This window comes from Zongyangia hominis (genome assembly GCF_014385095.1).
Classification (GTDB): Bacteria; Bacillota; Clostridia; order Oscillospirales; family Ruminococcaceae; genus Zongyangia; species Zongyangia hominis.
This window is the reverse complement of record NZ_JACRTC010000007.1, coordinates 74520-101334: the sequence shown is the minus strand read 5'-3', so window position 1 is coordinate 101334 and position 26815 is coordinate 74520. Positions and strand designations below refer to the sequence as shown.

General features: G+C 56.8%; 22 protein-coding genes. 7 read left to right on the top strand and 15 right to left on the bottom strand.

What is annotated here, in order from left to right; translation table 11 throughout:
* Positions 1-138: 138 nt before the first annotated feature.
* On the top strand, positions 139-1362 hold the full coding sequence (locus tag H8709_RS10180) for a peptidase U32 family protein (protein WP_262398272.1): 1224 nt from the start codon (positions 139-141) through the stop codon (positions 1360-1362).
* Between the two features lie 53 nt (positions 1363-1415).
* Here the strand turns inward: H8709_RS10180 and H8709_RS10175 are convergent, their stop codons facing one another.
* The 4 genes from H8709_RS10175 to H8709_RS10160 form a co-directional block, all read right to left on the bottom strand.
* A complete protein-coding gene (locus tag H8709_RS10175) occupies positions 1416-1808 on the bottom strand; it encodes a hypothetical protein (RefSeq protein WP_262398271.1) in 393 nt (130 codons plus the stop codon).
* A gap of 25 nt (positions 1809-1833) precedes the next feature.
* Positions 1834-3246 carry an MATE family efflux transporter gene (locus H8709_RS10170; protein ID WP_262398270.1) on the bottom strand — a complete coding sequence of 471 codons (1413 nt, stop codon included), beginning with the start codon at positions 3244-3246 and terminating at the stop codon, positions 1834-1836.
* Positions 3247-3347: 101 nt separating this feature from the next.
* A complete protein-coding gene (ftsH, locus tag H8709_RS10165; RefSeq protein ID WP_262398269.1) occupies positions 3348-5165 on the bottom strand; it encodes an ATP-dependent zinc metalloprotease FtsH in 1818 nt (605 codons plus the stop codon).
* Positions 5166-5228: 63 nt separating this feature from the next.
* Complete coding sequence (locus tag H8709_RS10160; RefSeq protein WP_262398268.1) at positions 5229-5672, bottom strand: MarR family winged helix-turn-helix transcriptional regulator; 444 nt, start codon at positions 5670-5672, stop codon at positions 5229-5231.
* Between the two features lie 339 nt (positions 5673-6011).
* On the opposite strand from H8709_RS10160, the gene H8709_RS10155 reads away from it, so the two are divergent.
* The gene (locus H8709_RS10155; protein ID WP_262398267.1) at positions 6012-7403 is read left to right on the top strand and encodes an MATE family efflux transporter; all 1392 of its coding nucleotides are present in this window, start codon (positions 6012-6014) and stop codon (positions 7401-7403) included.
* A gap of 51 nt (positions 7404-7454) precedes the next feature.
* Here the strand turns inward: H8709_RS10155 and H8709_RS10150 are convergent, their stop codons facing one another.
* Positions 7455-8402 carry a 2-hydroxyacid dehydrogenase gene (locus H8709_RS10150; RefSeq protein WP_262398266.1) on the bottom strand — a complete coding sequence of 316 codons (948 nt, stop codon included), beginning with the start codon at positions 8400-8402 and terminating at the stop codon, positions 7455-7457.
* Positions 8403-8612: 210 nt separating this feature from the next.
* Here H8709_RS10150 and H8709_RS10145 point away from each other — a divergent pair, with 210 nt between their 5' ends.
* Complete coding sequence (locus H8709_RS10145; protein WP_262398265.1) at positions 8613-9029, top strand: DUF2871 domain-containing protein; 417 nt, start codon at positions 8613-8615, stop codon at positions 9027-9029.
* Positions 9030-9274: 245 nt separating this feature from the next.
* Here H8709_RS10145 and H8709_RS10140 read toward each other — a convergent pair whose 3' ends face one another.
* The 3 genes from H8709_RS10140 to H8709_RS10130 form a co-directional block, all read right to left on the bottom strand.
* Positions 9275-10525: a cation:proton antiporter gene (locus H8709_RS10140; RefSeq protein WP_262398264.1), complete on the bottom strand. Its 1251-nt coding sequence runs from the start codon at positions 10523-10525 to the stop codon at positions 9275-9277.
* Positions 10526-10744: 219 nt separating this feature from the next.
* A complete protein-coding gene (locus tag H8709_RS10135) occupies positions 10745-11296 on the bottom strand; it encodes a ferritin-like domain-containing protein (protein ID WP_262398263.1) in 552 nt (183 codons plus the stop codon).
* Between the two features lie 256 nt (positions 11297-11552).
* The gene (locus H8709_RS10130) at positions 11553-12140 is read right to left on the bottom strand and encodes a TetR/AcrR family transcriptional regulator (protein ID WP_262398262.1); all 588 of its coding nucleotides are present in this window, start codon (positions 12138-12140) and stop codon (positions 11553-11555) included.
* Between the two features lie 275 nt (positions 12141-12415).
* On the opposite strand from H8709_RS10130, the gene H8709_RS10125 reads away from it, so the two are divergent.
* From H8709_RS10125 to H8709_RS10115, 3 genes are all read left to right on the top strand, one after another.
* Positions 12416-14515, top strand: coding sequence for an efflux RND transporter permease subunit (locus H8709_RS10125; protein WP_262398261.1), 2100 nt, complete (start codon positions 12416-12418; stop codon positions 14513-14515).
* 20 nt (positions 14516-14535) lie between these two features.
* On the top strand, positions 14536-16512 hold the full coding sequence (locus tag H8709_RS10120) for a hypothetical protein (RefSeq protein WP_262398260.1): 1977 nt from the start codon (positions 14536-14538) through the stop codon (positions 16510-16512).
* 350 nt (positions 16513-16862) lie between these two features.
* Entirely contained in the window at positions 16863-17045 is a 183-nt protein-coding gene (locus H8709_RS10115) for a hypothetical protein (RefSeq protein WP_262398259.1), read from the top strand.
* 115 nt (positions 17046-17160) lie between these two features.
* Here H8709_RS10115 and H8709_RS10110 read toward each other — a convergent pair whose 3' ends face one another.
* Positions 17161-17697 carry an HD domain-containing protein gene (locus H8709_RS10110; protein WP_262398258.1) on the bottom strand — a complete coding sequence of 179 codons (537 nt, stop codon included), beginning with the start codon at positions 17695-17697 and terminating at the stop codon, positions 17161-17163.
* A gap of 306 nt (positions 17698-18003) precedes the next feature.
* Between H8709_RS10110 and H8709_RS10105 the strand changes: the two genes are divergently transcribed.
* Positions 18004-19326, top strand: a complete 1323-nt coding sequence (locus H8709_RS10105) for a hemolysin family protein (RefSeq protein WP_262398257.1) — start codon at positions 18004-18006, stop codon at positions 19324-19326.
* A gap of 97 nt (positions 19327-19423) precedes the next feature.
* Here H8709_RS10105 and H8709_RS10100 read toward each other — a convergent pair whose 3' ends face one another.
* The 6 genes from H8709_RS10100 to H8709_RS10075 all read right to left on the bottom strand — a co-directional run bounded on the left by H8709_RS10100 (position 19424) and on the right by H8709_RS10075 (position 26703).
* Positions 19424-19750, bottom strand: coding sequence for an AzlD domain-containing protein (locus H8709_RS10100; protein ID WP_262398256.1), 327 nt, complete (start codon positions 19748-19750; stop codon positions 19424-19426).
* Positions 19750-20463: an AzlC family ABC transporter permease gene (locus H8709_RS10095; protein WP_262398255.1), complete on the bottom strand. Its 714-nt coding sequence runs from the start codon at positions 20461-20463 to the stop codon at positions 19750-19752. Before H8709_RS10095 ends, H8709_RS10100 begins: the two co-directional genes overlap by 1 nt.
* A 93-nt stretch (positions 20464-20556) precedes the next feature.
* A complete protein-coding gene (mutY, locus tag H8709_RS10090) occupies positions 20557-21654 on the bottom strand; it encodes an A/G-specific adenine glycosylase (RefSeq protein ID WP_262398254.1) in 1098 nt (365 codons plus the stop codon).
* 11 nt (positions 21655-21665) lie between these two features.
* On the bottom strand, positions 21666-22226 hold the full coding sequence (locus H8709_RS10085; RefSeq protein ID WP_262398253.1) for an NUDIX hydrolase: 561 nt from the start codon (positions 22224-22226) through the stop codon (positions 21666-21668).
* Positions 22213-25200, bottom strand: a complete 2988-nt coding sequence (locus H8709_RS10080; protein ID WP_262398252.1) for an EAL domain-containing protein — start codon at positions 25198-25200, stop codon at positions 22213-22215. Before H8709_RS10080 ends, H8709_RS10085 begins: the two co-directional genes overlap by 14 nt.
* Before the next feature lie 75 nt (positions 25201-25275).
* Positions 25276-26703, bottom strand: a complete 1428-nt coding sequence (locus H8709_RS10075; protein ID WP_262398251.1) for an extracellular solute-binding protein — start codon at positions 26701-26703, stop codon at positions 25276-25278.
* Positions 26704-26815 lie beyond the last annotated feature (112 nt).

Sequence of the window (26815 nt, the reverse complement as noted above, 5' to 3'; positions counted from 1 at the left end):
CATAGAAGCCCAAGGAGTGAATGGTCAGCCAGTTGCTCCTCTCATTGTAGCTTAGGCACGAGATGGAAGGGAAACCGGACTGGCTGCCCGGCTTCCCTGTCCAAATTTATTGTAATAGGAGTGAAAAAACAAGTGGCAATGCTAAAGAAATATCCAGAGGTGCTCGCGCCGGCTGGGGATAGGGAGCGCCTCACCGCCGCAGTGACTTTCGGGGCGGACGCCGTCTATCTGGGCGGTAAGGAGTTCGGTATGCGGGCCACACCCCAGAATTTTGACCGGGACCAGATGAAGGAAGCGGTGGACTTTGCCCACCAAAGAGGGGTGCCGGTTTATGTCACCTGCAACACCCTGCCCTCCAATGAGGAAATCGAGCGCCTACCCGATTATCTGCGCTTTTTGCAGGCGTGCGGGGTGGACGCGGTCATTGTGGCGGACATCGGCGTCCTCATGCTCTGCAAGCGGGTCATTCCCGAGATGGAGATTCACATGTCCACCCAGACGGGAATTGTTAACTACCTAACAGCCACGGAGCTCTACCAAATGGGCGTCAAGCGAGTGGTGCTGGCCCGTGAGCTCTCCCTGGACGCCATCCGGGAAATCAGGGAGAAGACGCCCCCGGACCTGGAGATAGAGGCCTTTGTCCACGGCGCCATGTGCATGTCCTTTTCGGGGCGCTGCCTCCTTTCCAGCTATATGGCCCACCGGGACGCCAACCGGGGGGCGTGCGCCCAGCCCTGCCGCTGGGGCTATTATCTGATGGAGGAAAAGCGGCCCGGCGAGTATTACAAATTGGAGGAGGATGAGCGGGGCAGCTACATCCTCAACGCCAAGGACCTGTGCATGATCGAGCACATCGACAAGCTGGTGCAAGCGGGGGTCACGTCCCTCAAGATCGAGGGCCGGGCCAAATCCGCCTATTATGTGTCGGTGGTCACCAACGCTTACCGGCTGGCGGTGGACGCATATCTGCGGGATCCGGAGCACTTCCTGCTGGAGGACTGGCTTTATGAGGAAGTGACGAAGGTCAGCCACCGCCAGTACTCCACCGGCTTCTATTTCGGCCGCCCGGAGCAGGGACAGTTTTACGAAAACGGTGGCTATATCCGCCGGTATGACGTAGTCGGCGTGGTCCGCGCCTATGAGGCGGGAGTGCTCTATGGGGAGCAGCGCAACAAATTCTTAGATGGGGACGAACTGGAGGTGCTGCCTCCCCGTGGCCGCCCGGAGAGCGTCAAGGTACGGGATCTGCGGGATGGGGAAGGAACGCCCATCGAGGCGGCTCCCCACGCGGCCATGGCGTTTTCCTTTGCCTGTGAGACGCCGTTTCCGGCGGGCTCCATCCTCCGCAAGCGGATGGAATGAGCAAGTGAGCAAAAGAACGGGCCGGACATCCACTGGATGTCCGGCCCGTTCTTTTATGTCTTTTTGACAAAGGTGGTCCCGCATTTGGGACAGTGGATTTCAATTTTTCCCTTGCCCCGGGGGACCCGTAGGGTCTGCTTGCACTGGGGGCAGTGGAAAAAGCGGTGGGTTTTGTTGTCCTGGGCTCGGTGGAACCGGACGCTGCACCAGTGGCCGATGGGTCGCCAAAAACCGAGAAAGGCTTCATTTTCCCGCCAGCGTTTTTCATGGTTGCGGGAAAGCATCCGGTAAAAGCAGAGGATGAGGGGCAGATAAGCGAGCAGCACCAGGATGGGCCAGCGGAGGAGCTGTCCTAGGAAGGACAACAGCAGAAACAGGATCATCAGCGCCACCGAAAGCGCGTCGGTGCCGTGACGTCCGGCGAAAGAATTGCGCAGCCAGTTCATGGATAAGCCTCCTTCAAAGGGTTGGTTACTCCTCCCCCTGGATGAGCACTTCATGGCCTGAAACGGGGGAATGTGCCGGAGTAGGTTCGTTATTTTTGAGTATCTTTTTAAACTGGAAGGCGAAGAGCAGAATGGTGGTTGTGGTGGCCAGGATGTCCGATATCGGCTCGGCCAGGAAAACGGCGAAGACCTTGTCTTCCAAGAAAAGGGGCAGCAGATAGATCAGTGGGATCAGTAGGATGATCTTGCGAAGCACCGCTAAGAAGAGGGAAGACTTGGCCTGTCCTACGGCGATGAAGGTCTGCTGGCAGGCGATCTGCGCGCCCATGATGAAACCGGCGCCTAAATAAATGCGGATGGACCATTCTGTAAAGCGTAAGAGCTCCGGATCGTTATTGAACAGCCGAATAAAGATCTGGGGGAAGAACATCATGCTTAGCCAAAAGAGAGAAGTGAAGGCGACGCAGGCGATCATCAGCAAGCGGAAGGCCTTTTTGACCCGGTCGTTTTTCTTTGCGCCAAAGTTATAGCCTACAATGGGCTGGGCACCCTGGGTCAGCCCCATCAGCGGCATCATCAGCACCTGCATCAGGCTGCCCATGATGGTCATGGCGCCAACGGCCAGGTCGCCGCCGTAGCGCTGCAGGGAGGAGTTAAAGCAGATATTGAGCAGGCTCTCGGTGCTCTGCATGATGAAGGGGGAGACGCCCAGCGCCAGCACCGGCAGGAGGACGGACAACTTGACCCGCAGATTTTTCCGCCGGATTTTGAGCTTAGTGCTCTTACCAAAGAGAAAACACAGCACCCATGCGGCGGAAATGGCCTGGGAGATGATGGTGGCCAGCGCCGCGCCCTGGACGCCCATGTGGAAGACGAAGATGAAGATGGGGTCCAAGACGATGTTGATCACCGCGCCGATGAGGACGGTGAGCATGCTTTGTGTGGCAAAGCCCTGGGAGGAGATGAAGGTGTTAAGCCCCAGGGCCAGTTGGACGAAGAGGGTGCCGCAGACATAGATGTTCATGTAGTCGGTGGCGTAGCCGATGGTATCGCTGCTGGCGCCGAAAACCATGAGAAGGGGCTTCCCCGCCCAGAGCAAAGCCACCGTCAGCACCACTGAGATGGCGATGAGGGAGGTAAAACAGTTGCCCAAAGTCTGCTCGGCCTTATCGTATCGCTGTTGGCCCATGTAGATAGAAGCTCTCGGCGCGCCCCCCATGCCGATGAGGGAGGAGAAGGCGGAAATGAGCATGATGATGGGAAAGGTGACGCCGACGCCGGTGAGGGCCAGAGAGCCCACGCCGTTGCCGATGTAGATGCGGTCGACGATGTTATAAAGCATGTTGACGAGCTGGGCCACGATGGCGGGGACCGCCAGGCGTACAAGAAGTTTTCCGATGCTGTCGTTGCCAAGATCAGCGGGTTGCTGCGGTTTCATAAAAGTTCTCCATTCTCCGGCAGTAGTGAAAACGCTTTCCGCCGCCGGAAGCGGGAAAGCATAAGGCGCTATGTATTCCCAGGTATAGCGCCAAAGGTATACTAGCGGTGCAAAATCTCCATGAATTCCTCCCCGGTGATGGTTTCCTTTTCTAACAAATACCGGGCCAGCTCATGAAGTTTATCCTCATGTTCTTTGAGAATATTGGCCGCTTTTTCATGGGCTTTTTTGATGATGGCGAGCACCTCGTCGTCAATCTTCGCGGCGGTCTGGGAGGAACAGGCCAGGGAAGTGTCCCCGCCCAGATACTGGTTACTCACCGTCTCCAGGGCCATCATATCGAAGTCCTTGCTCATGCCAAGGCGGGTGACCATGGCCCGAGCCAGCTTGGTGGCCTGCTCAATGTCGTTGGAGGCGCCGGAAGTAAAGGTGCCGAAGATGAGCTCCTCCGCCGCCCGGCCGCCGGTGAAGGTAGCAATTTTGTTGAAGGCCTCCTCCTTGGAGAGGAGGGCGTGCTCGGTGTCTTCCACCTGCATGGTGTAGCCAAGGGCCCCCGAGGTGCGGGGCACGATGGTGATTTTATGCACCGGCGCGGAGTCGGTTTGCAGGGCGGCTACCAGGGCGTGGCCGATTTCGTGATAGGAGACAATCTCCTTCTCCCTGGCCGAGATGACCGCGTTTTTGCGCTGGTAGCCGGCGATGACCACCTCCACGCTCTCCTCCAAATCGCTCTGGCTCACGGCGTTTCGTCCGCATTTGACGGCCCGCAGGGCCGCCTCGTTGACGATGTTGGCAAGCTCCGCCCCCGACGCGCCCGAGGTGGCCCTAGCGATAGCGCTAAAGTCGATGGCATCCGCCACCTTCACCTTGGCCGCGTGGACCCGCAAAATGGCCTCCCTGCCCTGCAAATCGGGCAGCTCCACCGGAATGCGCCGGTCGAAGCGGCCGGGGCGCAGGAGGGCCTTGTCCAGCGTTTCGGGGCGGTTGGTGGCCGCCAGGATGACGACGCCCTTTTTACCATCGAAGCCGTCCATCTCGGTCAGGAGCTGGTTGAGGGTCTGCTCCCGCTCATCGTTGCCGCCCATGCCCACGGCGCTGTCCCGCTTCTTGCCGATGGTGTCGATCTCGTCGATGAAGACGATGCAGGGGGCCTTCTCCTGGGCCTGCTTAAACAGATCCCGGACTTTGGCGGCCCCCATGCCCACGAACATCTCCACAAATTCTGAGCCGGAAATGGAGAAGAAGGGCACTTTGGCCTCCCCGGCCACCGCCTGAGCCAAGAGGGTCTTGCCGGTTCCCGGAGGGCCCACCAATAGGGCGCCTTTGGGCATATTGGCGCCGATGGCGGTATATTTCTGGGGATTGTGGAGAAAGTCCACAATTTCGGTGAGGGCTTCCTTTGCCTCCTCCTGGCCGGCCACATCGGCAAAGGTCTTGCCAGTTTGGGCCTCCACATAAATTTTGGCGTTACTCTTGCCAAAGGTCATGGCATTCTGGCCGCCCATCTTTTTCTGCATGGAGCGCATGAAGAGGGCCCCGATGCCAAAGAGGACGAAGGTGGGCAGAATCCAGGTCAGGAGAAAGGTGAGGAGGGGAGAGCTTTCGGTGGGAATCACCTTGCCGAAGCTGACGCCCGCATCGTAGAGGCGCTGGGTGAGCGCCGGATCGTCCATGACGCCGGTGACATAGTAGGCGTCCTTGCCCTCCCCATTCACGCCAATGAAGGCGATTTGTTTATCGGTGACCTCCGCCTTTTTCACCTCGTGGTTTTCCACCTGTTTAAGAAAGGTGCCGTAATCCACTTCGGTCACTTGGGGAGTAAGGAGGGGGAAGACAAAGGCGTTGAGAAACACAAGCACTAAGATGGCGATACAACAGTAGTAAATCAGTGGCTTTTTCGGGGTTTTCTTTTCCTGCATACTCATATCCTCCCTGAGAGCGTGCCGATATGGGCGCGGCAAACCCTCGTGGTTTTTCTCTTACTAGTTCTCACTGAGCTTTTGCAGCAGGGCGTCCAGATTTTCAAGCCCCGCCACGATGGATTTCATGGTTTCTTCCGATTGGCTGTCCATGGTGGGGGAAAAACGGGCGCGCAGGCTGTCCTCCACTTCCTGGACGGCGGCGATACCCCGCGCGGTCAGCCGCAGGTTGACCACCCGCTCGTCGGAAAGGTCCCGCACCCGTTCGAGAAGGCCGTCCTGTTCCAGACGTTTGCACATGGAGGAGGCGTTGGCGCTGGCGACGCACAGCGCCCGCCCCAAACTGCCCACGCTGTGTCCGCCGTGCTCTTTGATTTCTAACAGCGCGCGGAATTGGAGCAGGGTGAGGCCCTGGGCTACGCTTGCGGGGAGGAAGGAGTCGTTGAGATGTTCGTTGATGCTGCGCAAAAGATCCCACACGGTATTTTTAAAGACCAGGACATCCAAAACAGGACACCCCCTATCTCAATTATTTATAACGTATATATATTATAGCGGATAATAGTTTCAGTCAATGGATATTTTATGAACATTGCCGCCCCTTGACCGAGGGGAAAAACGGACGTAAAATAAGAAAAGAACGAGGAAGAAACAAAGAGGCGTCTTTTTACCCCGCACAAAAAAGCCGGATAGCGGCTCTTTTTTTGCGTTTTGTTTCCGAAAGATCCCCGCTAGGAGGGGCACCGGCTGGGACATCCTGCCGCCTTGTCTGCGGGACGAATCGTCCCGCAGAGTAGTCCGGCATGAGAGCCCGGATGAGAAGAAAAAAGAAAGGAAGGGAATACTGTGCGGCTTTTTCGCGTCGACAAGATGCTGGGAGGACAGGAACCTTTGGGTCCCCTGCCCACCGACCGGGAGGCGGTTTTGTCCACCATCCAAATCGCTTGGCCCTCCACCCTGGAATCCTTTCTGGTGGCGCTGGTGGGGCTCATCGACACGGTGATGGTCAGCAGCCTCGGGCACTACGCCATCGCGGCGGTGGGCCTCACCACCCAGCCCAAATTTATCGGGCTAGCAGTCTTCCTCTCGCTGAATGTGGCGGTGTCCGCCATCGTGGCCCGCAGGCGGGGGGAGGAGGACCGGCGCAGCGCCAACCAGGTGCTGATGCAGTCGCTGCTTTTGACCGTGATGCTCACTGTGGTGGTCAGCGCCGTCTGTGTAATCTTTGCCGACCCCATCATCCGCTTTGCCGGATCCCAGCCCGATACCCACCGGGACGCGGTGATCTATTTTCAGATCATCATGGGAGGCATGGCGTTTAATACGGTCTCCATGGTGATTAACGCCGCCCAGCGGGGCGCCGGTAACACCAAAATCGCCATGCGCACCAATATCGTCTCCAACCTGGTCAATATCCTCTTTAACTATCTGCTCATCGGCGGGAACTTGGGCTTCCCTAAGCTGGGTGTCATGGGCGCCGCCATCGCCACGGTGTTGGGCACCATCTGCGCCCTCATCATGAGCGTGCGCTCCATCCTCTTTAGCGAGCAGTTTATCTGCATCAAGGTGGTCCACGGCGTCCGGTTTGACAAGACCACCCTCAAGGCCATCGCCAACATCGGCTCCAGCACCTTGGCCGAGCAGACATTCCTGCGCATCGGCTTTCTCATCTACGCCATCATTGTGGCAAAGCTGGGCACGGTGGCCTTCGCCGCCCACCAGATCGGTATGAACCTGCTCACCGTCTCCTTCTCCTTCGGGGACGGGCTGTCGGTGGCGGCCATCGCCCTGGTGGGGCGCAACCTGGGCGCCAAGCGGCCGGATTTAGCCCGGCTCTACGGCAAGGTGTGCCAGCGTATCGGACTGCTCTTTTCCTGCGGCCTGGCGGCGGTCTTCCTCTCGGTGGGGCGGTATATCTTCCGGCTCTTCACCAGCGAGGAAGAGATTCTCGGCTATGGGACCATGATCATGGCTTTACTCACCGTGGTCGTCTTCCTGCAAATTTCCCAGGTGGTCTACTCCGGATGCCTCCGGGGCGCGGGGGATACCCGGTATACGGCCCTCGTCTCCCTCATCAGCGTGGCCATCATCCGGCCGGGGGGCGGTTGGCTCTTCTGTTACCCCCTCCAATTGGGCCTCTTCGGCGCTTGGCTGGGGCTGGCCGTGGACCAGTTCATGCGCTTCTTCCTGACCTGGACACGCTTTAAAAGCGGGCGGTGGACGCGCTACAAAATTTAAGGACGCAAAGAAAGCGGCGCGGAAGATTCCGCGCCGCTTTGGCCGTATCCTTTAGAGGACGATATTCTGCTGATGGCCGTCGAGCCACCGGGTGATGTTCTCAAAGACGATCTTGGCCCGGGCCGCCATGGATTCCTGGGAGGCAAAGGCCACATGGGGCGTCACCAGGGTGTTTTTGCTGTGGAGCAGCGGATGGTCGACGGGGAGGGGCGACTCGTTTTCAAAGACGTCGATGCCCGCTCCGGCGATGATACCGGCATTGAGGGCGTCGGCCAGGGCTTGGGAATCTACCACAGGGCCCCGGGCCACATTGATGAGGAGGGCCGAAGGTTTCATCAGGGCCAGCCGCTCTCGGCTGATCATATGGCGGGAGCTGTCATTGATGGGACAGTGAAGGGAGACGATGTCCGACTGGGTTAAGAGCTCTTCCAGCGATACATAGGTGAGGATGCCTTCGGCGGCCTCCTTGGGCCGGGGGGCGTAGCCGATGACCTTGCAGCCGAAAGCTTTGCACAATTGGGCGGTGCGCAGCCCGATGGCGCCGGTTCCGATGATGCCCACCGTCTTGCCCGCGAGCTCGCAGCCCACGAGCCCCTCCTTGGTCATCCCCGCCCGGCAGCGCTCCTCCACCTGGGGCACATGGCGCAGAAGAGAGAGCATCATGCACAGGGTCAGTTCCGCCACCGCTTGGGTGGAGTACCCGGCGGCATTGCTCACCGCCACCCCCTTTTCCTTGGCGGCGGCCAGATCCACATGGTCCACGCCGGTGAAGGCGATGTCGATGAATTTGAGGCTTTCGCAGGCGCGGATGACTTCCCCCGAAAGCGGCATGTTGGCCACCATAATGATATCCGCGTCCTTGGCCCGCTCGATCTGCACAGCGGGGTCGGTGTCCTTGGGATAGGCGGTGAAGGTGTGGCCCGCGTCTAAGAGGGGCTGGGCGCACGCGTCCAAAACTTGCTGGGAAACGCCCAGCGGTTCGAGCAATACAATCTTCATGCTACTACTTCCTTTGTGTCAAAATGTTCTATGCGGCCCGCCGTTGCCGCGGGCGGTGGGCGTCGCGAAAATGCGCGGCTTTCCTAGCTTTAGTGTAGCACAGGGGAAGAAAAGTGGCAACGGATTTTATAAAAAACACCAAAACGGTAGACATTTTAGGCGCACTGCGGTACAATGGAAGCAAGAAAATGGCTTTGGGGAGGTTTGGCGATGAAAAAGCTTATCAATACCGCGTTTATCTACGCCATCGCGGCGATGGCGGGCGGCGTCTTTTATCGGGAATTTACGAAACTGAATGGCTTTACCGGGAAGACCACCCTGTCGGTGGTCCATACCCACCTGTTTTTGCTGGGGATGCTCTTCTTTTTGGTGGTGCTGCTCCTAAGCAAGCAGTTTTCCCTGACGACCCACCGCAGTTTCAATAAGTTTTTCTGGCTCTACAATGTTGGGGTCGTAATCACCACCGGCGCGTTCGTGTGGCGGGGCGTGACCCAGACCCTGTCCATCTCCCTATCGAGCGGCATGGACGCGGCGATCTCGGGGGTGGCGGGCATCGGCCACATCCTGACAGGGGCGGGCATGATCTGGTTTTTCCTCATACTAAGGAAACGGGCGCTCAAAAAGTAGCGAGTGCCGGTACATCAAAACAGCCCGCGGACCCTAATGGGTCCGCGGGCTGTTTTTCGGACACTCCTGCGCGGGTCGCGACCGCTGAAAGCGGACGTCCGCGCTTTCGGGCTTTTGGATTTCCATGCGTTCCCGTTTCTTTGAGCGCACAGTGGAAAAGACCAATGCGCGAGGCTGCCCGCGCATTTCACGCGTTCGAAACACAAAAAACAGCCGCTTTCGCGGCTGTTTTTTTGGCGGTGAAGTTATTTTCCCGGGGTCTCGTTTTGGAGCAGCTCATAGCTTTTGAGCGGGGAATCGGGTGGCTCGTCCCCGGGGGAGGGGACGTCGTGGCGGAAGGCCAGCTTTAACAGGATGGGGGCGGCAATGGTGGTGATGACCACCATGATGATGATGGGCCCGAAGAAGACCGAGCTCATCAGCCCCAGCGCCGCGCCCTTGGTGGCTACGATCAGCGCCACCTCGCCGCGGGAGACCATGCCGGTGCCGATCTGGACCGATTCCTGGGTGGAGAAGCGGCAGAGTTTGGCGCCCAAGCCGCAACCCACGATCTTGGTCAGGATGGCAATGACCACCAGTAGCACCGAGAAGAGGATGATGGAGGGGGTCATGTCGGGCAGGACCACCTTGATGCCGATGCTGGCAAAAAAGATGGGGGAAAGCAAGGTGTAAGAGAGGGTTTCAAACCGGGCGGCGATGTAGGGGGTGCGCTCGGTGTTGGAGATGATGAGCCCCGCGATGAAAGCGCCGGTGATGTCCGCCACGCCAAAGAAGCGCTCGGCGCCGTAGGAAAGGAGCAGGCAGAACACAAAAGAGAGGATGACGAATCGGCGCATATCCTTGTGATACTTGGCCTGGAACTTGTTAAACAGCAGGTAGATAAAGTAGCCGGAACCGCCGGCAATGACAAAGAAGAGGACGATTTTGAGCAGTACGATGCCGATGTTGACCGAGGTGTCGGCAAGGCTGGTGATGACCGTCAGCGCCACGATGCCCAGGATGTCGTCGATGATGGCGGCGCCTAGGATGGTGTTGCCCGAGCGGGTGTTGAGCTTGCCCATCTCTTTGAGGGTTTCCACCGTGATACTCACCGAGGTGGCGGTGAGGATGACGCCGATAAAGACGTTTTGGAGCACAATGGAGGCGGTGGCGTCGGAGATACCCTCGTGGTTAAAGAAGTAGGCCACGGCAAAGCCGCCGATGAGGGGCACGATGACGCCGATGAGGGCCACAACAAAGGAGGCTTTGCCGGTGCGTTTGAGTTCCCGGATATCCGTCTCCAAACCGGCGGTGAACATGAGGATGATGACGCCCACCTCGGAGAGCTTGGTAATGAAATCCGTTTCGGTGAGCAATCCCAGACAGGCCGGGCCGAGGACCAGGCCGGCCACCAGAGCGCCCACCACCTGCGGCATCTTGAATTTTTTAGTAAGCAGTCCGAAAAGCTTGGTGCTCAGCAGTATGAGGGCCAGATCGAGCAGAAAGTCGTAGCTCATATGGTTTGTCCCCTTCCTATTTAAATATGTACTGGTAAAAAATGCGAATGGACTTATTATAGGATCTTTTGCAGCACTTGGCAATGGATAAACTCCACTAATTTCGCCCAAAGTTGATGAAATACTTGTGTAGGATGGGGAAGAAATCGATTCGTTTCCTTTTGTAAACAACGAATATAAAAAAGACAAAGGCAATTGCCTTTGTCTTTTTTATATCGCCTATCCGCTGTACTCTTCAAGCAGGGAGCGGAAGATTTTCAAATGAATGAGCTCATCTTGGATGATACGTCGGATGATGGTGGAAACATAGGGGTCTAGGATAGCGGCGGCCTGCCGGGTATAGAGGTCAATGGCGGCCTGTTCCAGCGCAATGTCGTCCTGGATGGCCTGGGTAAAGCGCTTGCGGTAGGTGACCATGGCGCCGTTCCAGACGATGCGCCGGTTCTGCCGGGTGCTCTGATAGACCGGGTCGCCGCCGAGAAGCACGATGAGCTGGCCAAGAATGTCCAAGTGGCGCATTTCCACCATAGCGATGCGGTCCAGAGTGTGGGCGGCCTCCCCGTAAGTCCCATGCAGCACCCAACTGTGATAGACATACTGGGTGATAGAGGTCATTTCACTTTTTGCCGATGCCATATCCACGCTGAGCATCTGAGCATAGCGCCGGTTGGGCTTTTCCACCCGGATAGGTGGATAGGGCTCGGGGGCCGATACCGGCTCTACCGGACGCGGTGCCTCCACCGGCATGTTTTTCTGATTCTTTTCATCCATAGATAAACGCCTCCCGCATTGTTTCCATCGGCTCCCCATGGCCGCCGCAAAACAGGGCCGGGAGCAAATGATGGGCGCCAGCCGCGAAAAAGGCGCGCCCTTTCTTTCCAGTATATGCGGCCGCCACGGACATTTAGTAGAAAAATTGGTAACGACCGGCGGGAGGGATGTCGGCTATCACCCGCAAAAAAGCAAGCGGGACAGCTTTCACTGTCCCGCTTGCAGACGCATAGGCGGCCATGGGGGAATGGAGGGCCTATGCAGGTTCTTTCCGGAGGATTTTCCGGATGATGTCGTAGAGGAAGGGCTTCATATTTTCGATGGTATCGGGTTGGTTCATGATGATGGAGGTGTAGGATATGGAACCGCACAGCTCGATGATCACAAACAATAGCTTATAAATCTCGTCTTGGGAGTGCCCTTCCAGGTATGGGTGGGAAAAACAGCTGGCAAGGATGTCGTTGAGGACGGAAAATTGTTCGTCATCCAGCTTCTCCCGGATGAGGGGCCAGGAGAAGTTGCGCTCCACCATCTGTAATACCAGCTTGTTCTTGGTGAAGTAGTTGATGATGAAGTCCGCGATCAGGATGATGTTTTCCACAAAGTCGCCGGTGTCGTTGGCCATCATGTTGTCGTAGGCGTCTTTAAGTACCCGGCAGCTGATGTGGAGCACAATGTGCTGCATAATATCCGATTTATCCCGGAAATAGAGATAAAAGGTTCCCTTCGCAACCTTGGCATTTTTGACAATTTCGTCGATGGAGGTCTTTTGAAAGCCCTTGTGAAGAAACAACTCATAGGCGGATTCTACAAGGCTCTGTTTTTTCTCCTGTTTTTGCTGCATCATATCAAACGCCATGCAAGTCATCTCCTTTGCCCCAAACGTTGGGTTACCCTTATTATAAGGCGGAAATGACTAATAGTCAATACACAAAAAACCAGGAAATCTACGACTGACTTTTGGTCAATTCATATATTGACGAACAGTCATTCCAGTGTTATTATACAAATGACCAATGGTCAATGGCGATTTGCCACTGACCGGCATTGCAGAAAACGCTGCAGCCTTTCATCAAATCAGGGCCGGGGGGAATTGGCCCAACTAGGAGATGAAGTATTTTGGAAAGAATCGCACGATTCATTGTCCGGCACAGGGTGGCGGTCATCATTGTGGCGGTGCTGCTGCTCATCCCGTCGGTACTGGGGTACATCGCCACCTACGTCAACTACGACATCCTCAGCTACCTGCCGCCGGAACTGGAATCCATGATGGGCCAGAAGTATTTGGAAAATGACTTTAATTTGGCCAGCATGGGGCTCATCACAGTGGAGAACATGCCGACGAGCGAGCTGTTAAAGCTCAAGGAGGACATCTTGCAGGTGCCGGGCGTCAGCGATGTGCTCTGGCAGGACGACGTCCTGGACCCGTCCATACCGCCGGAAATCCTGCCCGAGGAGATCAGCTCCATCTACTACAAGGAGAACGCGACCCTCATGATGGTCAAGTTTAAGGATGCGGCCGCCGCGGCCAGCACCATCGACGCTGTCCACCAAATCGAAGGCATCCTCCGCAAGGACTGCTTTATCGGCGGGCTGTCGGCCATTGTATCCGACACCAAATACCTAGTCGACAGCGAAATGCCGCTCTATGTCCTGACCGCCGTCATCCTCTCCGTCCTCATCCTGACGCTGGGGATGGAATCTTACCTGGTGCCCTTTATCTTTCTCTTGGGCATCGTCTTTCCCATCGTTTACAATCTGGGAAGCAACATCTTTTTGGGACAGATTTCCTACATCACCAAAGCGCTGGCCGCGGTGCTCCAATTGGGTGTCACCATGGACTTTTCCATCTTCCTGCTCCACCGCTATGACGAGGAGCTGGCAAATGGGCTCAAAAGCGACGACGCCATGGTAAACGCCATCCAAAAGACCTTCGCATCCATCACCGGAAGCAGTCTGACCACCATCGCCGGGTTCTTGGCCATGTGCACCATGAGCCTGAGCTTGGGCGTGGATATCGGCATCGTCATGGCCAAGGGCGTGCTGCTGGGGGTTCTCTCCACCATCATCATCCTGCCCGCCCTGATCCTCTTCTTCGATAAGCCCATCCACAAATATAAGCACAAGGTGCTCATCCCCAAGCTCCACAAGGCCACCCAGTTCATCATCCGCCACTACAAGGCCACGCTGGCGCTGTTCCTCGTGCTGTTTGTGCCCTTCACCATCGCCCAGTCCAAAGCGGATGTCTACTATAACCTGGTGGACACACTCCCCAAGGACATGACCGCCGTGATGGGGACCAACGAACTCAAGGAGCAGTTTAACATGACCACCACCCACTTTGTCATGGTAAGCGACCAGCTCTCTTCCAGCAAGACCCGGGAAATGATCGGCGAAATCGAGAAGCTGCCCGGTATCGAAAGCGTGGTGGGCTACGAAAAGTTCCTGGGCGCCGGCATCCCGGAAGAATTTATCCCCGACGACGTCAAGGAGATCTTCGAGGCTGGCGGCAAGAAAATGATTCTCGTCAATTCCAGCTTTAAATCGGCCTCCGCCGAGCAAAACGATCAGCTCGACCAGATGGAAACCATCGTCAAAAGCTACGATTCCGGCGGCCTTATCACCGGCGAGGGCGCCATGACCAAGGACCTCATCAAGGTGGCGGATGAAGACTTTAAAAACGTCAACATCACCTCCATCCTAGCGGTGTTCCTGATTATCGCCATCGTCTTCCGGTCGGGTTCCATCCCGGTACTGCTGGTGGCGGCTATCGAGTTTGCCATCATGATCAACATGGGCCTGCCCTACTTCACCGGCACCACCATCCCCTTTGTGGCGAGCATCGTCATCGGTACCATTCAGCTCGGCGCCACGGTGGACTACGCCATCCTCATGACCACCCGGTTCAGGGAGGAGCGGAAAAACGGCTTACCCACCCTGGAAGCGGTCAAGGTGTCAGTGGAAAACTGCTCCCAATCCATCATCACCAGCGGACTTACCTTCTTCGGGGCCAACGTGGGGGTGGCGGTCATCTCCAAGATCGCCCTCATCAAGAGCCTGTGCGAGATGATTTCCCGCGGCGCCCTCATCAGTATGCTGGTCATCCTCTTTGTGCTGCCCTCCATCCTGATTGTTTGCTCCAAGATCATTGAGAAGACGACCTATCAGTGGCTGGGCCCCAAGAAAAAGGCAGAAAAACAGCCCGTTTCCGTACAATAACCAGAAAAGGAGAAACCACGATGAAAAAGATGTTGACCCGGTTGGGGGCCGGGATAATCGCCCTCTCGCTGGCATTTTCGCAGACCGCTTTCGCACTTACGTCTCCCGAGGAAGAGGAGCCTGTCACCAAGGATGAGAGCGTGTTCGTCATCCTCAACAGCGACGGCAGCGTGAACAAGCAGATCGTCAGCAACTGGCTCCACAGCGACGACGGAGTAAAGAATGTCGAGGACAAAAGCGTGGTCCAGGGCATTGAGAATATCAAGAGCGACACGAAGCCTCAGATCAAGGACAACAAGGTCAAGTGGAACAGCGACGAAAAAGACATCTACTACCGGGGCACCACCGACCAAAAGCTGCCGGTGTCCGCCTCCATCCGCTACCTCCTGGACGGCAAGGAGATCACGGCCAAGGACCTGGCCGGCAAGAGCGGGCAGGTGGAAATCCGCATCAGTCTCAAGAATAACTATGCCGAACAGCGGCAGATCGACGGGGAAGTCCGCACGGTAGCGCCGCTCTTCGCCTGCGCCGTAGTGGTGGATTTGCCGGCCGACAACTTTACCAACATCAAGGCCGAGGACGGCATTGTCCTCTCCGAGTCGGTCAATCAGATGGTAGCCTTTGTGGGGCTGCCGGGACTCAAGGAGAGCTTTAAAGGGATGCTCGACGACGAGTTTTCCGAACTCAAGGACAAGATGAAGGATGAATTCGTCATCACCGCCCAGGCGGAGAATTTCGAACTGCCCCCCATCATGGTGGGAGCCGCCAAGATCGACAGCGACCTGTTAGACAGTGAGGATCTGGACGGCGACTTGGATGAACTGAAAGATGGGCTCCATGACTTAGAAGACGCCGCCCAGGAAATTCTGGACGGCACGGTGAAGCTGGCCGACGCCTGCGTGGAGTTCGACGATAAAATGGGTGAGTTTCAGGATAAATACGTGGAGTTCGACGACGGTATCAACGACGCCTTGGACGGTAGCCAGAAGCTCCACGACGGGGCTGGGAAGCTCAAGGACGGCGCCAAGGAGCTTTATGACGGTACATCGGAACTGAGCGCCAAGGTGGCGGGTCTCACCGGGAAGATCACCCCGGAGAAAATCCAGGCCATCGGCAAGCTGGCACAGCTTCTGCCCAGCATCAGCATCAGCCAGGAGGACTTACAGACCATCCAGTCCCTCCCCACCGTGATTTCCTCCATCCCCGGCCAGATGGCCGACGGCATTCTGGAAACCCTAAAAAACTACACCGCGTCCGGGGAGGGGGAGGACGGGGAGTCAAATCCCCAGATGCTGAGTCCCGCCCAGTACGCGCTGGTGGAGCAGGTCGTGAGCGGCGCCAAACAGCAGACCCAGGCGAGCATTGAGAGCCAGCTCTCCACCGTTATGCCCAAGATCGAGAACATGCTCGGCGCTTATCAGCAGTTCCAGGGCCTGCTCGCCCAGCTCGGCGATCCCCAGGAGCTCATCGCATTGCTCGAGAACATGCCGGATGCGCTCGGCCAGCTGCAGACGGGCGTTGCCAAGCTAAACGATGGCGCTAAACAGCTCAAGGACGGCACCCAGGAACTCTATGACGGCAGCAGCGACTTGCTCGCGGGCATGCAGAAGCTCGATGAAGCCTCCGATGAGATCACCGACGCCATCAGCCAGTTTAAAGATGCCACGACGGAACTCAAAGATAAGACCCAGGAGCTCTCCGACGGGGTCAAGAAGTTTAAGGAAGAGGGCATCGACGAGCTCTACGACAAGATTATGGATTTGACCGATACCATCGGCAAGGCCATGGATATCAGCGACCAGGTGGCGGACGTGACCGACAGCTTTGGCTCTTATACGGGTGCGCCGGAAGGGGCCAAGACGGATGTGAAATTCCTCATGCGCACCCCCCAGATCAAGGCCGACACCAAAGAGGATGAGAGCCAGCCCCAGAACACCGAAGTGCAAAAGGAGAGCTTCTGGGACCGCATCAAAAACCTATTTAGTTTCGGCAAATAAGAAAATGGAAAAGACCGGCCGCATGCATGCGGCCGGTCTTTTTGCAGCGTATATGGCGTGAGGGACCGTAGACAGCCGTCTAAGAAAGGCCATGGCGCAAGACCTGGCAGGGGCGTGGGGTTTGGCGCGCCGCGGGCTCCCGCCTGGCGCAGAAAAAGCACGGCGCAAAAGCGGCCCGCTTTGTGGTATACTATCATTAGTTGGTGTTTTTTGGCGCGGGGGCGAAGTGCGGAGTCAGGACGCTCCGGCGCATGAAGTGGATGTTTGTTTTTCACATTGAGGGGCGAAGCGCCAAGCGCGGAAGTCCCCGCGCATCAGTGGCATCCATAAAAAGGGGAGGCGGGGAAAACGTGAGCAAGTGTAAGGACTGCGTCTATTTCTATGCCGACGACCGGGGGAGCGCCTACCGCCGGCCGCCCTGCTATTTCTGCCGGCGCAAGGGCGTCTTTTTTAGCCGCAACTACCGTGTCGGGGAGGGCACCCGCATCGGGAGAGAGGACGACGCCTGTGAGCATTTCCGTCTCAAGAAATGACACCGCCCAGCGGCGGCCGGGCTTTCGTCATGGGGGTTTCCCGGTGACGGCGGTGGGTTCAGCGGATGTTAAAAGCCTCCGGAGTTTTCTCCGGAGGCTTCGCTATTTTGATTTTTTAGGCCTCTGTGGGTTCGGGGTCTGTTTCTTTGGGCTCCGGCGGGAAGAGATCGTCCAGGAGACGCTTTCCGGTCTTTGTCCGGAAGTATTTGGAACGGACAGTGGCGATCTGCTCGGGGGTCATCTGCTCCTCGTCGCAGTTGACTAAGAAGTCGGCCTCCACCAGAATCTGATAATCCATCCCCTCAATGGCCGAATAGGTGTGATGATGGCCGATAAGGTAGCACACCCGGTGAATCAGGGAATCGGAAGCGCCCAGCTTTTTGAGCATTTCCTTGGCAATGGGCGGGCCCTCCAGCTCCTGATAGTGTCCGGCGCTGGAATCATATTTCTCCTTGGACACATTGATGCCGATATCGTGGAGCACGGCGGCGGTCTCCAAAATGAGCATGTTTTTCTTGTCGAGCCCCTCGAGAATCCCAATGGTCCGTGCATAGGAGAATACCTTGAGAAAGTGATTGATGTGTTTGGGTGAGCCCTTGTCATAGTCCGCCATCTGTTTGATGATGGTCGCAATAAAAACAGAACGTTTCATGGAAACATCCTCCCATATTCTGGTTGTCATAACCATTCCTTCTGCCCGGGACCTCCGGACAATCTTTTACTGATCTTTCATTACTTCCATTATAGCGGTTTCATGATGCAGGCGCAAGGGGAATTTCTTCGTCCGGACGCGCGCGGATGCAATCGGGCCTAAAAAAGAAGAAGCGGCTGCCGCCTTCCAGCGCCAGGGGCAAAAGAGGGCAAAACTTCACCCATTTGCCCTCAGCCCGCCTTTGACGTCTCATTCAAAACCGGTTATAGTATAAAACAAAATATAGATGATAAGAGGAGATGACTTATGGAACCCGACGGCAGTTTGTGGCTTTACATCCTATTGCTCGTCATTCTCATTGGTGTCAACGCGTTTTTTGCCATGGGGGAGATTGCGATTATTTCCCTCAACGACAATAAGCTCAAAAAGCAGGCGGGAGAAGGCAATAAAAAAGCGGGGATTTTGTTGAGGCTCACTGCAGAGCCCTCCCGGTTTCTGGCCGCCATCCAGGTGGGTGTGACCCTCTCGGGGTTTTTGGCCTCGGCAGTGGCGGCGGATACCTTCGCTGAATATATCGTCTACGCTTTTCGCAACGTACCGGTGTCTCCGGCCGTGGTACAGATGGTCTCTTTGATCGCCATCACCATACTGCTTTCCTATATCACCCTAATCTTCGGAGAACTGGTCCCCAAGCGCCTGGCGATGGCCAACAGCGAGAAGATCTCCTTTGCCATCGCCCGTCCTCTGGCGGTCATTTACAAGGTGGAGGGGCCCTTTGTTGCCCTTCTCTCCGCTTCCACCAATGGAGTGCTTCGGCTTTTGGGTATCGACCCCCACAAAAAGCCGGAGGAGGCCACGGAGGAGGAAATCCGGATGATGGTGGACGCGGGCCAGGAAAACGGCACCATCGAGGAGAGCGAGAAAGAGATGATCGACAACGTCTTCGAGTTTGACGACCGTACGGCGGGCGACATCATGACTCACCGCACCGAGATGACAGCGGTGGAAGTCCACAGCGCCTTTGCCGAGGTGGCGCAGGCGGCTACCTCGTCGGGTCACTCCCGCCTCCCGGTTTATGAGGAGGACTTGGACAGCATCGTGGGCATTGTCTACCTGAAGGACCTGTTCGGGCGCATCGGCAGCGGCGAGCCCTTCCTGTTAGAAAAGTTGATGCGTAAGCCCCTCTTTGTGCCCGAAACCATTAGCTGTGCCGCCCTCTTCGGACAGCTCAAAGCGGGCCGGGTCCAGATCGCCGTGGTGGTGGATGAATATGGCGGCACGGCGGGCATCGTCACTATGGAGGACGTGGTGGAAGCGGTGATGGGCCGCATCGACGACGAGTTTGACGGGGAGGATGAGGAAATCACCCAAGTTGGTGAGGGCGTCTTCCTCATCGACGGCACCGCCGATATGGAACAGGTGGAGCGCCTCTTCGGAATCAAGATCGACGACGAGAACGATTATGACACCATCGGCGGCTATATCACCGGGCGTCTGGGGCGGATTCCCGGCGAGGCGGAGCACCCCACCGTCTCGGTGGGCGGCGTCGAGTTCACGGTGCTCGGCATGACCGACCGCCGGGTGGATCGCGTCCAGGCGCGGCGCATCCCCGTGTCAGTTTCATCATAACCAGAAAACCGCTGGGAAACTTTCGTTTCCCAGCGGTTTTTTCTTGATACGGCATATCGAGCCTTATGCACTAGCCCGCGCTTTGCATCAGGCTTTTTTATTGGCCCAGGCAGAATCTGAGGATGAGCTCCGCCACAAAGACGGTGCCGCAGGCCGACATGGCCACGGTCAGAAGCCCCTTTTCCTTCATGGCAAGCGCCACGGCCACTGCGAGCCCAGCAATGGCCGACCAGACGGAGCTGGTGGAGGAGAGGATGGCCGGAAAGGTCATGGCGCCCAGGACGGCGTAGGGGACATAGAAGAGAAAGGATTTGACAAACCGGCTCTCGATCTTTTTCTGGAAGATGGCCAGGGGCAGCATGCGGATGAGATAGGTGACCCCGGCCATGACCAACACATAGCACAAAAACTTGGGAATATCCATCATTCGGCCTCCTCAATGGGGAAGAATTTTGCTCCGAAAGCGGCGGCGAGAATGGTGCAGATGATGATAACAAAGCCGCTGGACACGCTCCGCAGCAGCGGCGCCCAGGCAAACAGGCAGCTCAGCCCCACCGAGAAGAGAAGCACAATCCGCACTGATTTGAGATGCTTGGCGGGGGGGATGATGATGGCGATGAACATGCCGTAGATGGCGATGCCAAGCGCGGAACGGATGGAGGCGGGCAGGATGGTGCTGGCCGCGGCGCCGATGAGGGTGCCCAGCGCCCAACCGAAATAGGGGGCGGTGATGAGCCCCGCCATATAGCGCTTTCCCACCGCCCCCTTTTGTCCCGAGGAGACGGCGAAAATTTCGTCGGTGTTGCCAAAGGCGATGAGGCACCGCTCAAAGGTGTTGACCGACTTGTCCAGCTTTTGGGAGAGGGAGAGGGACATGAGCGCATAGCGCAGATTGATGATGAGCTGGGTCAAGGCCATCTCTACCATGGGCGCGCCGGATACGATGAGGGAGAGACCGGCGAACTGTCCGGCGGAGGTGAGGTTGGTCATGGAGATCAGTACGGCCCCCCAGACGGGAAGACCCAGGGACACCGCCATCATGCCGAAGGTGAAGGAGACGGACAGATACCCCAGCGCGATGGGGACCCCGTCTCGAAAGCCTTTGGTGTAACTGTTGACAATTGGTGTTTGCTCCATATATCCATGCCCTTTCCTATTTGATGTACCCGCCGCAAAACGGTTGGAGAAGCGCCCCCACAGTTTCCGACAAAAACAGCAGCTCTTATTTTATCACAAAGAGGTCAGCTTCGGCAACTGTTTTGCAAAGGCCGAAAAGGCCCCCGGCAGGGCGTATCCTTCCCGCAGTTCGGAGAGGGTCACCCAGACCCAGCCCTCGGGCAGGGGGGAGCTTTCGCAATAGACGGCGTATCCCCGCATCTCCCAGATGCGGTGGGTGAAGACGTGGCGGGCGTCGGGCATTTGGGAGATGCGGACCACATTGATGCCACAATCCCCGAGGCACTCTTGGAGCGCCTCAGGGGATAGATGCCCCTCCCAGTTGGGAAGCTCCCAGAGCCCGGCCAGCAGTCCGGTGTCCGGGCGCTTGCGCAGTGCCACCTTCCCCTCCGCGAGGAGGAGGACCACCGTCTTTTCCTCCGCTTTGGGCGGCTTTTTGGCCGCTTTGACGGGCAGCTCCTCCGCCACCGATTGGCGGTGTCCCTCGCAGATGGCGGCGAGCGGACAGCTTTCGCACCGGGGCGCGGCACCCGGCAGGCAGACCATGGCCCCCAGTTCCATCAGGGCTTGATTAAAGTCCCCCACCCGGTCCTTGGGGAGGATGGCGGCGAGGGCTTGGGCCATGGCCTTTTTGACCGCCTCCTTGGAGATGTCTTCCCGGCTGCACAGCACCCTGGAAGCAACCCGGAGCACATTCCCGTCCACGGCGGGCACGGGGAGGCCGAAGGCGATGGAGGCGATGGCTCCGGCGGTGTAGACGCCGATGCCCGGCAGGGAACACAGCGCCTCAAAGTCGGCGGGCAGCTGCCCGCTATAGCGCTCCACCACCTGGATGGCCGCTTTTTTGAGGTTGCGCACCCGGTTATAGTAGCCCAGCCCCTCCCACAGTTTGAGAATCTGTTCTTCGGAAGCGCCCGCCAGGCTTTCGATGGTGGGCAGAGCAGAAAGAAAGCGGTCAAAGTAAGGTTTGACCGCTTCCACACGCGTTTGTTGGAGCATGATTTCCGAAACCCAAACGTGGTAGGGCACCGGATTCGAGCGCCAGGGGAGGACCCGGGCGCTTTTGTCGTACCAGGCGAGCAGGGGCGCCGGCACCAGGGTCAGACGCTCCTGCCACTCGGGAATTTGGCTTGCGAGATTGTTTTTATTCATGGAGAACCTTCCTATCGGTAACGTTTGGCGCGGGCAATGAGCTTTTCATAGATGGGATACATCCATGCTTCCCCCGAGGCCTCTCGAATGTCCGCCAGGTTAAACCACTGAGCCCCCGAGTTTTCACTGGGGAGCGCCCGGGGCGGCACCTCCTCCTTCGCTATCAACACAAAGGAGGGGCACAGGTGCAGATGGGCGCTGACATATGTTCCATTCTTTCTATGCCCATAGACGGGCAGGATGTCCAGCGCCGCGATGGCCGGGGAGAGAAGCTTCACCGGCACCCCGGTTTCCTCTTCGGCCTCCCGCACCGCCACCGCGCCAAGGTCCGGATCGCCGTCGGCATGGCCGCCGGTCCAACACCAAGCGCCGTAAAGGTTGTGGCGGACCAGGAGCACCCGGCTGCCATCGGGGTTAAAAATAAGTCCAGACGGCGTCAAGTGGGCGGTGAGAGACCGTCGGGTCAGAATGCCTAAGGGATCGGCGTGGGCAAGGGAGAGGATCAGTTCCAAATCCCGCTCCTCCTGTTCACAGCCGGGACGGAAGGCTTCCAGTAGGTCAATGTGTTTCATGGGAAGCCTCCTCTAGGGCGTCCTTTCCGCTCGCTTCCAGAATCTCCTGGCGGACCGACGGGTCGATGTCGCAGGGGTCCATCGAGGGGTGCCCGATATAGAAGCCCTGAAGGTAATCCACGCCGTTTGCAATCAGGCAGTCCATTTCGCCCCTCGTTTCCACACCCTCCGCGATGGTTTTGATGGAGCGCTCTTTGGTGTAGGAAATGAGGTTTTGTAGAATTTTCCGCCGGTTGTCGTCGGTATCGATGCCGCGGATGATGGACATATCGATCTTCACATAATCCGGGCGGAGGCTCAGAAGGGTTGCGTCCCCGTTATAGCCGGTGCCGAAGTCATCCAGCGCTAAGGAACCGTTCCAGCGCCGCAGACAGACCTCTTTCTTGACGGTAAACTCCTCGCTGAGCTTTTCATCCTCGGTCAGTTCCACCACCATCCGGTCCAGATATTTCCCGTACATCCGCTCGAAGCTGTCCATATCCTGGTCGGTCAAAGCCTGATTGGGGATGGAATTGATAAAGATTTTGCAGCCGCTGTCGGCGGGGATTTTGTTGGCAAAGTTCTCCATGCTCTTAAACCAGGTCAGGTGCTCGATTTGATAGAGCTTGGACTGGGACCGGGCCAGCCGCAGAATATCCAGCGGGGACTGGAGGGTTGACAGCTTGGAACGCATGAGGGCCTCGTAGGCGAAGACCCGCCCGGTGTGGGTGTCCACAATGGGCTGGAAGTGATAGTCCACCAACTCCTCGTCGATGAGCCGGTTGAGTTCCTCCCGGCTGTGGAGCAGATAGGAATCCTTGTTATAACTGCCGATGTCAAAGTCGGTAAATTCGCCTTTGGTGGTGTTTTTGACCTTGTACATGGCAAAGTCAGCGTATTTGACCAGAGTTTCGTAATCGGTGGAATCGTCGGGATACCAGGCCACGCCCGCCGACGCACGGATACGGAAGGAGTGGTTGTCGGGGAGGGGGAATTCCGTTTTGCGGATGGTATCCTTCATTTCCTCGATGATTTTGCGGATTTCCTCCCTGGTGTCGTAACCGTAGATGAAGATGTGGAACTCATCCCCCGACATGCGGGAGAGCAGCACTTGATAGGGGGAGAAAAGTTTGAGGACGCTGGCGGTGCAACGGATATATTCGTCGCCGAAGTCATGGCCGTAATTGTCGTTGATGTACTTGAGGTTATCCAGGTCCATCATGATGAGCGCCGCGTTTTTGAGCATCTCCGGCTTGCGGAAGCTTTGCACCATCATCCGATGGAAAGCCCGCCGGTTGAGGAGATTGGTCAGCAGATCGTAGTCCCGCTCATATTCCAACTTTTTCTTTTCCAGTATTTCCTGGGTGATGTCCACGAGAACCCCCAGCACATGTTTACCCTCATAGTAGAGCTTTAGCCGCACATACCGGGGCTTGCCCAACTGTTTGGTCAGATTATAAATGGTGGTATTCTGATCCTCACGTTCAAGCTGGGTCCCTTCCAGCGCGTGGCAGAGCATCTCTTCAAAGAGATCGGGGGAGATATAGCCGCTTTGCTGCCCCATTTCCTCGCTGCCCAGGATGCGGAAGACGCCGGAAGCATAGAAAACTTGGTCGGAATCATCCAGATACTCAAAGGCGGCGATGGGATAGTTGGCCATCTCCAGGATTTGGGAGAGCTTGGAGGAAGACTCGGCCACACTGTGGCTGAGCTGTTCCACAGCGTCGGTCAGCTCGTCGATTTCCGCGATGCCGATTTTCTCCAGAGCCACGGGGTTCATGGGGTTGGAGGCCTTGACCTTTTTGACCAGGGAAGTGATGGGCTTGGAGAGACGGGAGGTGATGAGGGAGATGCCCACCAAACCGATGAGCAGGGAGAGGACAAGGATGACGATGAGCGTCGTGGTCAGCTGGTAGGAGAAGGAAAACAGCTCCTGCCGCTCAATGATGCCCATGAGGGCCCACTGCTCCTGTTCAAAGGGGGTATTGGTGTTATAAATATTAAAGTACTGGACGCATCCATATGCTTTTGGCCGCCCTTGGAGCACGTTTTCCAGCAGATATGTATTCTTCCCCTCCACCTTACCCAGGCTGGTTTGGCCGCTGTCGCCGAGCAACTGCTTGTAGAGAGAACCGCTGGTGATCACGTTTTTAAAATCAGAACTGCCCTCCATGGCCACGCCGATGGCGTAGGCGCCGTTTTTTGCCGAAGTGATCTCATCATAGGGCAGTAGGGTGTGCAGGTAGTCGGTGGTGATTTCCACCCCCATGACGCCATAGGGGACGCCATCGGCGGAAATGAGGGGCACCGAATAGGTAATGATGCTCACATCGTCTTCGCTGAGCTTAAACGGAGGACACCAATAGCCCAAATCCTCAAAATCGCTGTCCGGATACTGGACGGCGGCCAAGAAAGGCTTGTAATAGTAGTCCCATGCCTCTTTTTCTTCGGGGGAGAAGGTAAAGGTAGGGGTCCAGTTGGTATCCATAGGGATGCCGATATGGCGGGTGATACTGATGGGCGCAAATTCCCATAGCAGGTCGGAGTTGTCGTTGGGGTTGGTGACAGGGTCTAAGTCTCGCAGATAGATTCCGGCTTTGTGGACTTCCTTTGTGGAAGCGGTCAAATCGTCCTGGCCGTGAAAAATCAAGAAGGCGCCGGTGACAGAGTTTTTCCGCAGCAGATAGACCATTTTGTTGGTGACGGATTTGAGAATTTCGTCGGTCAAATCCGCGTTGGGGTTGATGTCGGAGTAGCTCTTGCCGCTGGTGTCGAGAATATCGGCGACGGTGCTCTGGACCGATTCCACATCGCTGGAAATGTTGGACCAGCGCTGAATCATCTCGTTTTCTAGATAGTTTTTGCGGTTGATGACCCGCTCGTTGAGAATGTCGATGGCGTTATTGCCCAGCTGTTGGAGGACGCCTCCCGACATGATGGCAGCACAAAAGATACCGGCCTGAATGAGCATGACAATCATGATAGGCACCAGCATCTTTTTAAGGATTGAATTTTTCTTTCGCGTCCTCTTTTGCATAACCGACTCTAGAACCCCTTCCGTTGGGAACCGTTATTTGATAGCGCCTTCCAGCGCCTTCTGAAACTCGGCAAACCAGGCGTCAAAGTTGGCGTCGGTGTCAAACTGGGCGACCGCTTCGTCGTGGCTCATGCCCTGTTCCATTAGCGCCTTGATCTGATCAAGATCAGCATTGGCCTTGTCCTGCAGGGAGTTTTCCAGTACATTGCGAGCCTCGGTGCCGCCGGCAAAGGCCTTGTTGGTGTACATTTCATGGGTGGTAACCGTGTCGATGGCCACCTGCAGCGTCTCCTGCATGATATCGGTCATCTCCACGTCGCTTTTTTCAATCATTGCCATATCGTTGGCATCCACCTTGACCGGTAGATATCCGGTGCCCACCGAGAAGTCGATGTTTCTTTGGGACTCGGTGAACCATTTGAGGAAGAGGGTGGCGGCATATTCTTTGCGCTCATCGGATTTGGTGACCACCAGTCCCGCGCCCTGCTGTACGGCATAGGGCTCGCCACCCTCGAAGACGGGCGCCGGCAAGGTCATGACCTCGATGGGATAGCTCTCCGTATCGCTGACGGTGACCTCCTGTGGGAAGTAGATGGCGCCGGTGGTGGAGCCGACCAGAGCGATAATTTGACCAGTTTTCGCGTCATCGGAACGGAATTTTCCATAGGCACCGAAATAGCCGTTTACATAGGGGACATAGTAGTTGTCCCACAGCTTCCGGATCACCTTTTTATCCACGTTGAGGGAAACCTCTCCATTGTTCACTGAAAAAATCTCTACCCCCAGCTCCTTGCAGCCGATGATAAAATAGTTGGCCATGGCGTCCCGGCCAAAGAAGGCCTTGGTGCCGCCGCTCCATTCATAGTAGGCTTTGGCGGTTTGAACCACGCCCTCCATGGTGGAGAGGTCCTCCACCTTGGCGCCGGTAGCCGAGGCAAAATTGTCCCAGTCGGTTTTATTGAGCATCATAACCTCGGTGGATTTGGCCGTGGGGAAGATCTTGAGATTTTGGTCCTTGTCAAAACGTCCCTCTTCCAGATAGGAGGGAAGGTAGGTTTTCAGCTCTTCCTCGGTGAGATAAGCATCCAACGGGGCCACCAGGCCCAACTGATCCACCTGATAGGCGGTGTCGGAATAGCCGGCGAAGATGTCGGGCATTTCACTGGAGCCCACCTTTTTGTTGGCGGAATCGAGGACTTTTTGGATGAGTTCGTTGATGCTGCCATAGTTAAAGGCCTCGACGACGATGCCTTGTTCAGCGCCTACTGTCTCGTTAAACTCCGAGACCAGCGCGTCGAAAGCCACCTTCTGGGGGCCGTTGTAGTAGTGCCAAATCTCCAGAGACACCGGGTCTTTGGGACTGAGCTTATATTTATTTGCGCCGCCCGACTGGCAGCCGGTGAGAAACAGTAGAACCAAAGCCATTACCAAAGCAAGTTTCCGCAGAACAGAGAATTTCATAAAAATTCCTCCCGTCGTCATCGGCTTTCTCCATGTGCTGCCTTCGCACGGCTATGCAGGGAACCCCCCTGTGCGTTAAATGGAACTAGTGGCGGTGTAATGGCAGGATGAA

What these genes read in the sequence shown, in the direction of transcription:
- H8709_RS10180 (WP_262398272.1), top strand. Translation starts at nt 139, where the DNA reads ATGCTAAAGAAATATCCAGAGGTGCTCGCGCCGGCTGGGGATAGGGAG.
- H8709_RS10175 (WP_262398271.1), bottom strand. Translation starts at nt 1,808, where the DNA reads ATGAACTGGCTGCGCAATTCTTTCGCCGGACGTCACGGCACCGACGCG.
- H8709_RS10170 (WP_262398270.1), bottom strand. Translation starts at nt 3,246, where the DNA reads ATGAAACCGCAGCAACCCGCTGATCTTGGCAACGACAGCATCGGAAAA.
- ftsH (WP_262398269.1), bottom strand. Translation starts at nt 5,165, where the DNA reads ATGCAGGAAAAGAAAACCCCGAAAAAGCCACTGATTTACTACTGTTGT.
- H8709_RS10150 (WP_262398266.1), bottom strand. Translation starts at nt 8,402, where the DNA reads ATGAAGATTGTATTGCTCGAACCGCTGGGCGTTTCCCAGCAAGTTTTG.
- H8709_RS10145 (WP_262398265.1), top strand. Translation starts at nt 8,613, where the DNA reads ATGAAAAAGCTTATCAATACCGCGTTTATCTACGCCATCGCGGCGATG.
- H8709_RS10140 (WP_262398264.1), bottom strand. Translation starts at nt 10,525, where the DNA reads ATGAGCTACGACTTTCTGCTCGATCTGGCCCTCATACTGCTGAGCACC.
- H8709_RS10135 (WP_262398263.1), bottom strand. Translation starts at nt 11,296, where the DNA reads ATGGATGAAAAGAATCAGAAAAACATGCCGGTGGAGGCACCGCGTCCG.
- H8709_RS10130 (WP_262398262.1), bottom strand. Translation starts at nt 12,140, where the DNA reads ATGCAGCAAAAACAGGAGAAAAAACAGAGCCTTGTAGAATCCGCCTAT.
- H8709_RS10120 (WP_262398260.1), top strand. Translation starts at nt 14,536, where the DNA reads ATGAAAAAGATGTTGACCCGGTTGGGGGCCGGGATAATCGCCCTCTCG.
- H8709_RS10110 (WP_262398258.1), bottom strand. Translation starts at nt 17,697, where the DNA reads ATGAAACGTTCTGTTTTTATTGCGACCATCATCAAACAGATGGCGGAC.
- H8709_RS10105 (WP_262398257.1), top strand. Translation starts at nt 18,004, where the DNA reads ATGGAACCCGACGGCAGTTTGTGGCTTTACATCCTATTGCTCGTCATT.
- H8709_RS10100 (WP_262398256.1), bottom strand. Translation starts at nt 19,750, where the DNA reads ATGGATATTCCCAAGTTTTTGTGCTATGTGTTGGTCATGGCCGGGGTC.
- H8709_RS10095 (WP_262398255.1), bottom strand. Translation starts at nt 20,463, where the DNA reads ATGGAGCAAACACCAATTGTCAACAGTTACACCAAAGGCTTTCGAGAC.
- mutY (WP_262398254.1), bottom strand. Translation starts at nt 21,654, where the DNA reads ATGAATAAAAACAATCTCGCAAGCCAAATTCCCGAGTGGCAGGAGCGT.
- H8709_RS10085 (WP_262398253.1), bottom strand. Translation starts at nt 22,226, where the DNA reads ATGAAACACATTGACCTACTGGAAGCCTTCCGTCCCGGCTGTGAACAG.
- H8709_RS10080 (WP_262398252.1), bottom strand. Translation starts at nt 25,200, where the DNA reads ATGCTGGTGCCTATCATGATTGTCATGCTCATTCAGGCCGGTATCTTT.
- H8709_RS10075 (WP_262398251.1), bottom strand. Translation starts at nt 26,703, where the DNA reads ATGAAATTCTCTGTTCTGCGGAAACTTGCTTTGGTAATGGCTTTGGTT.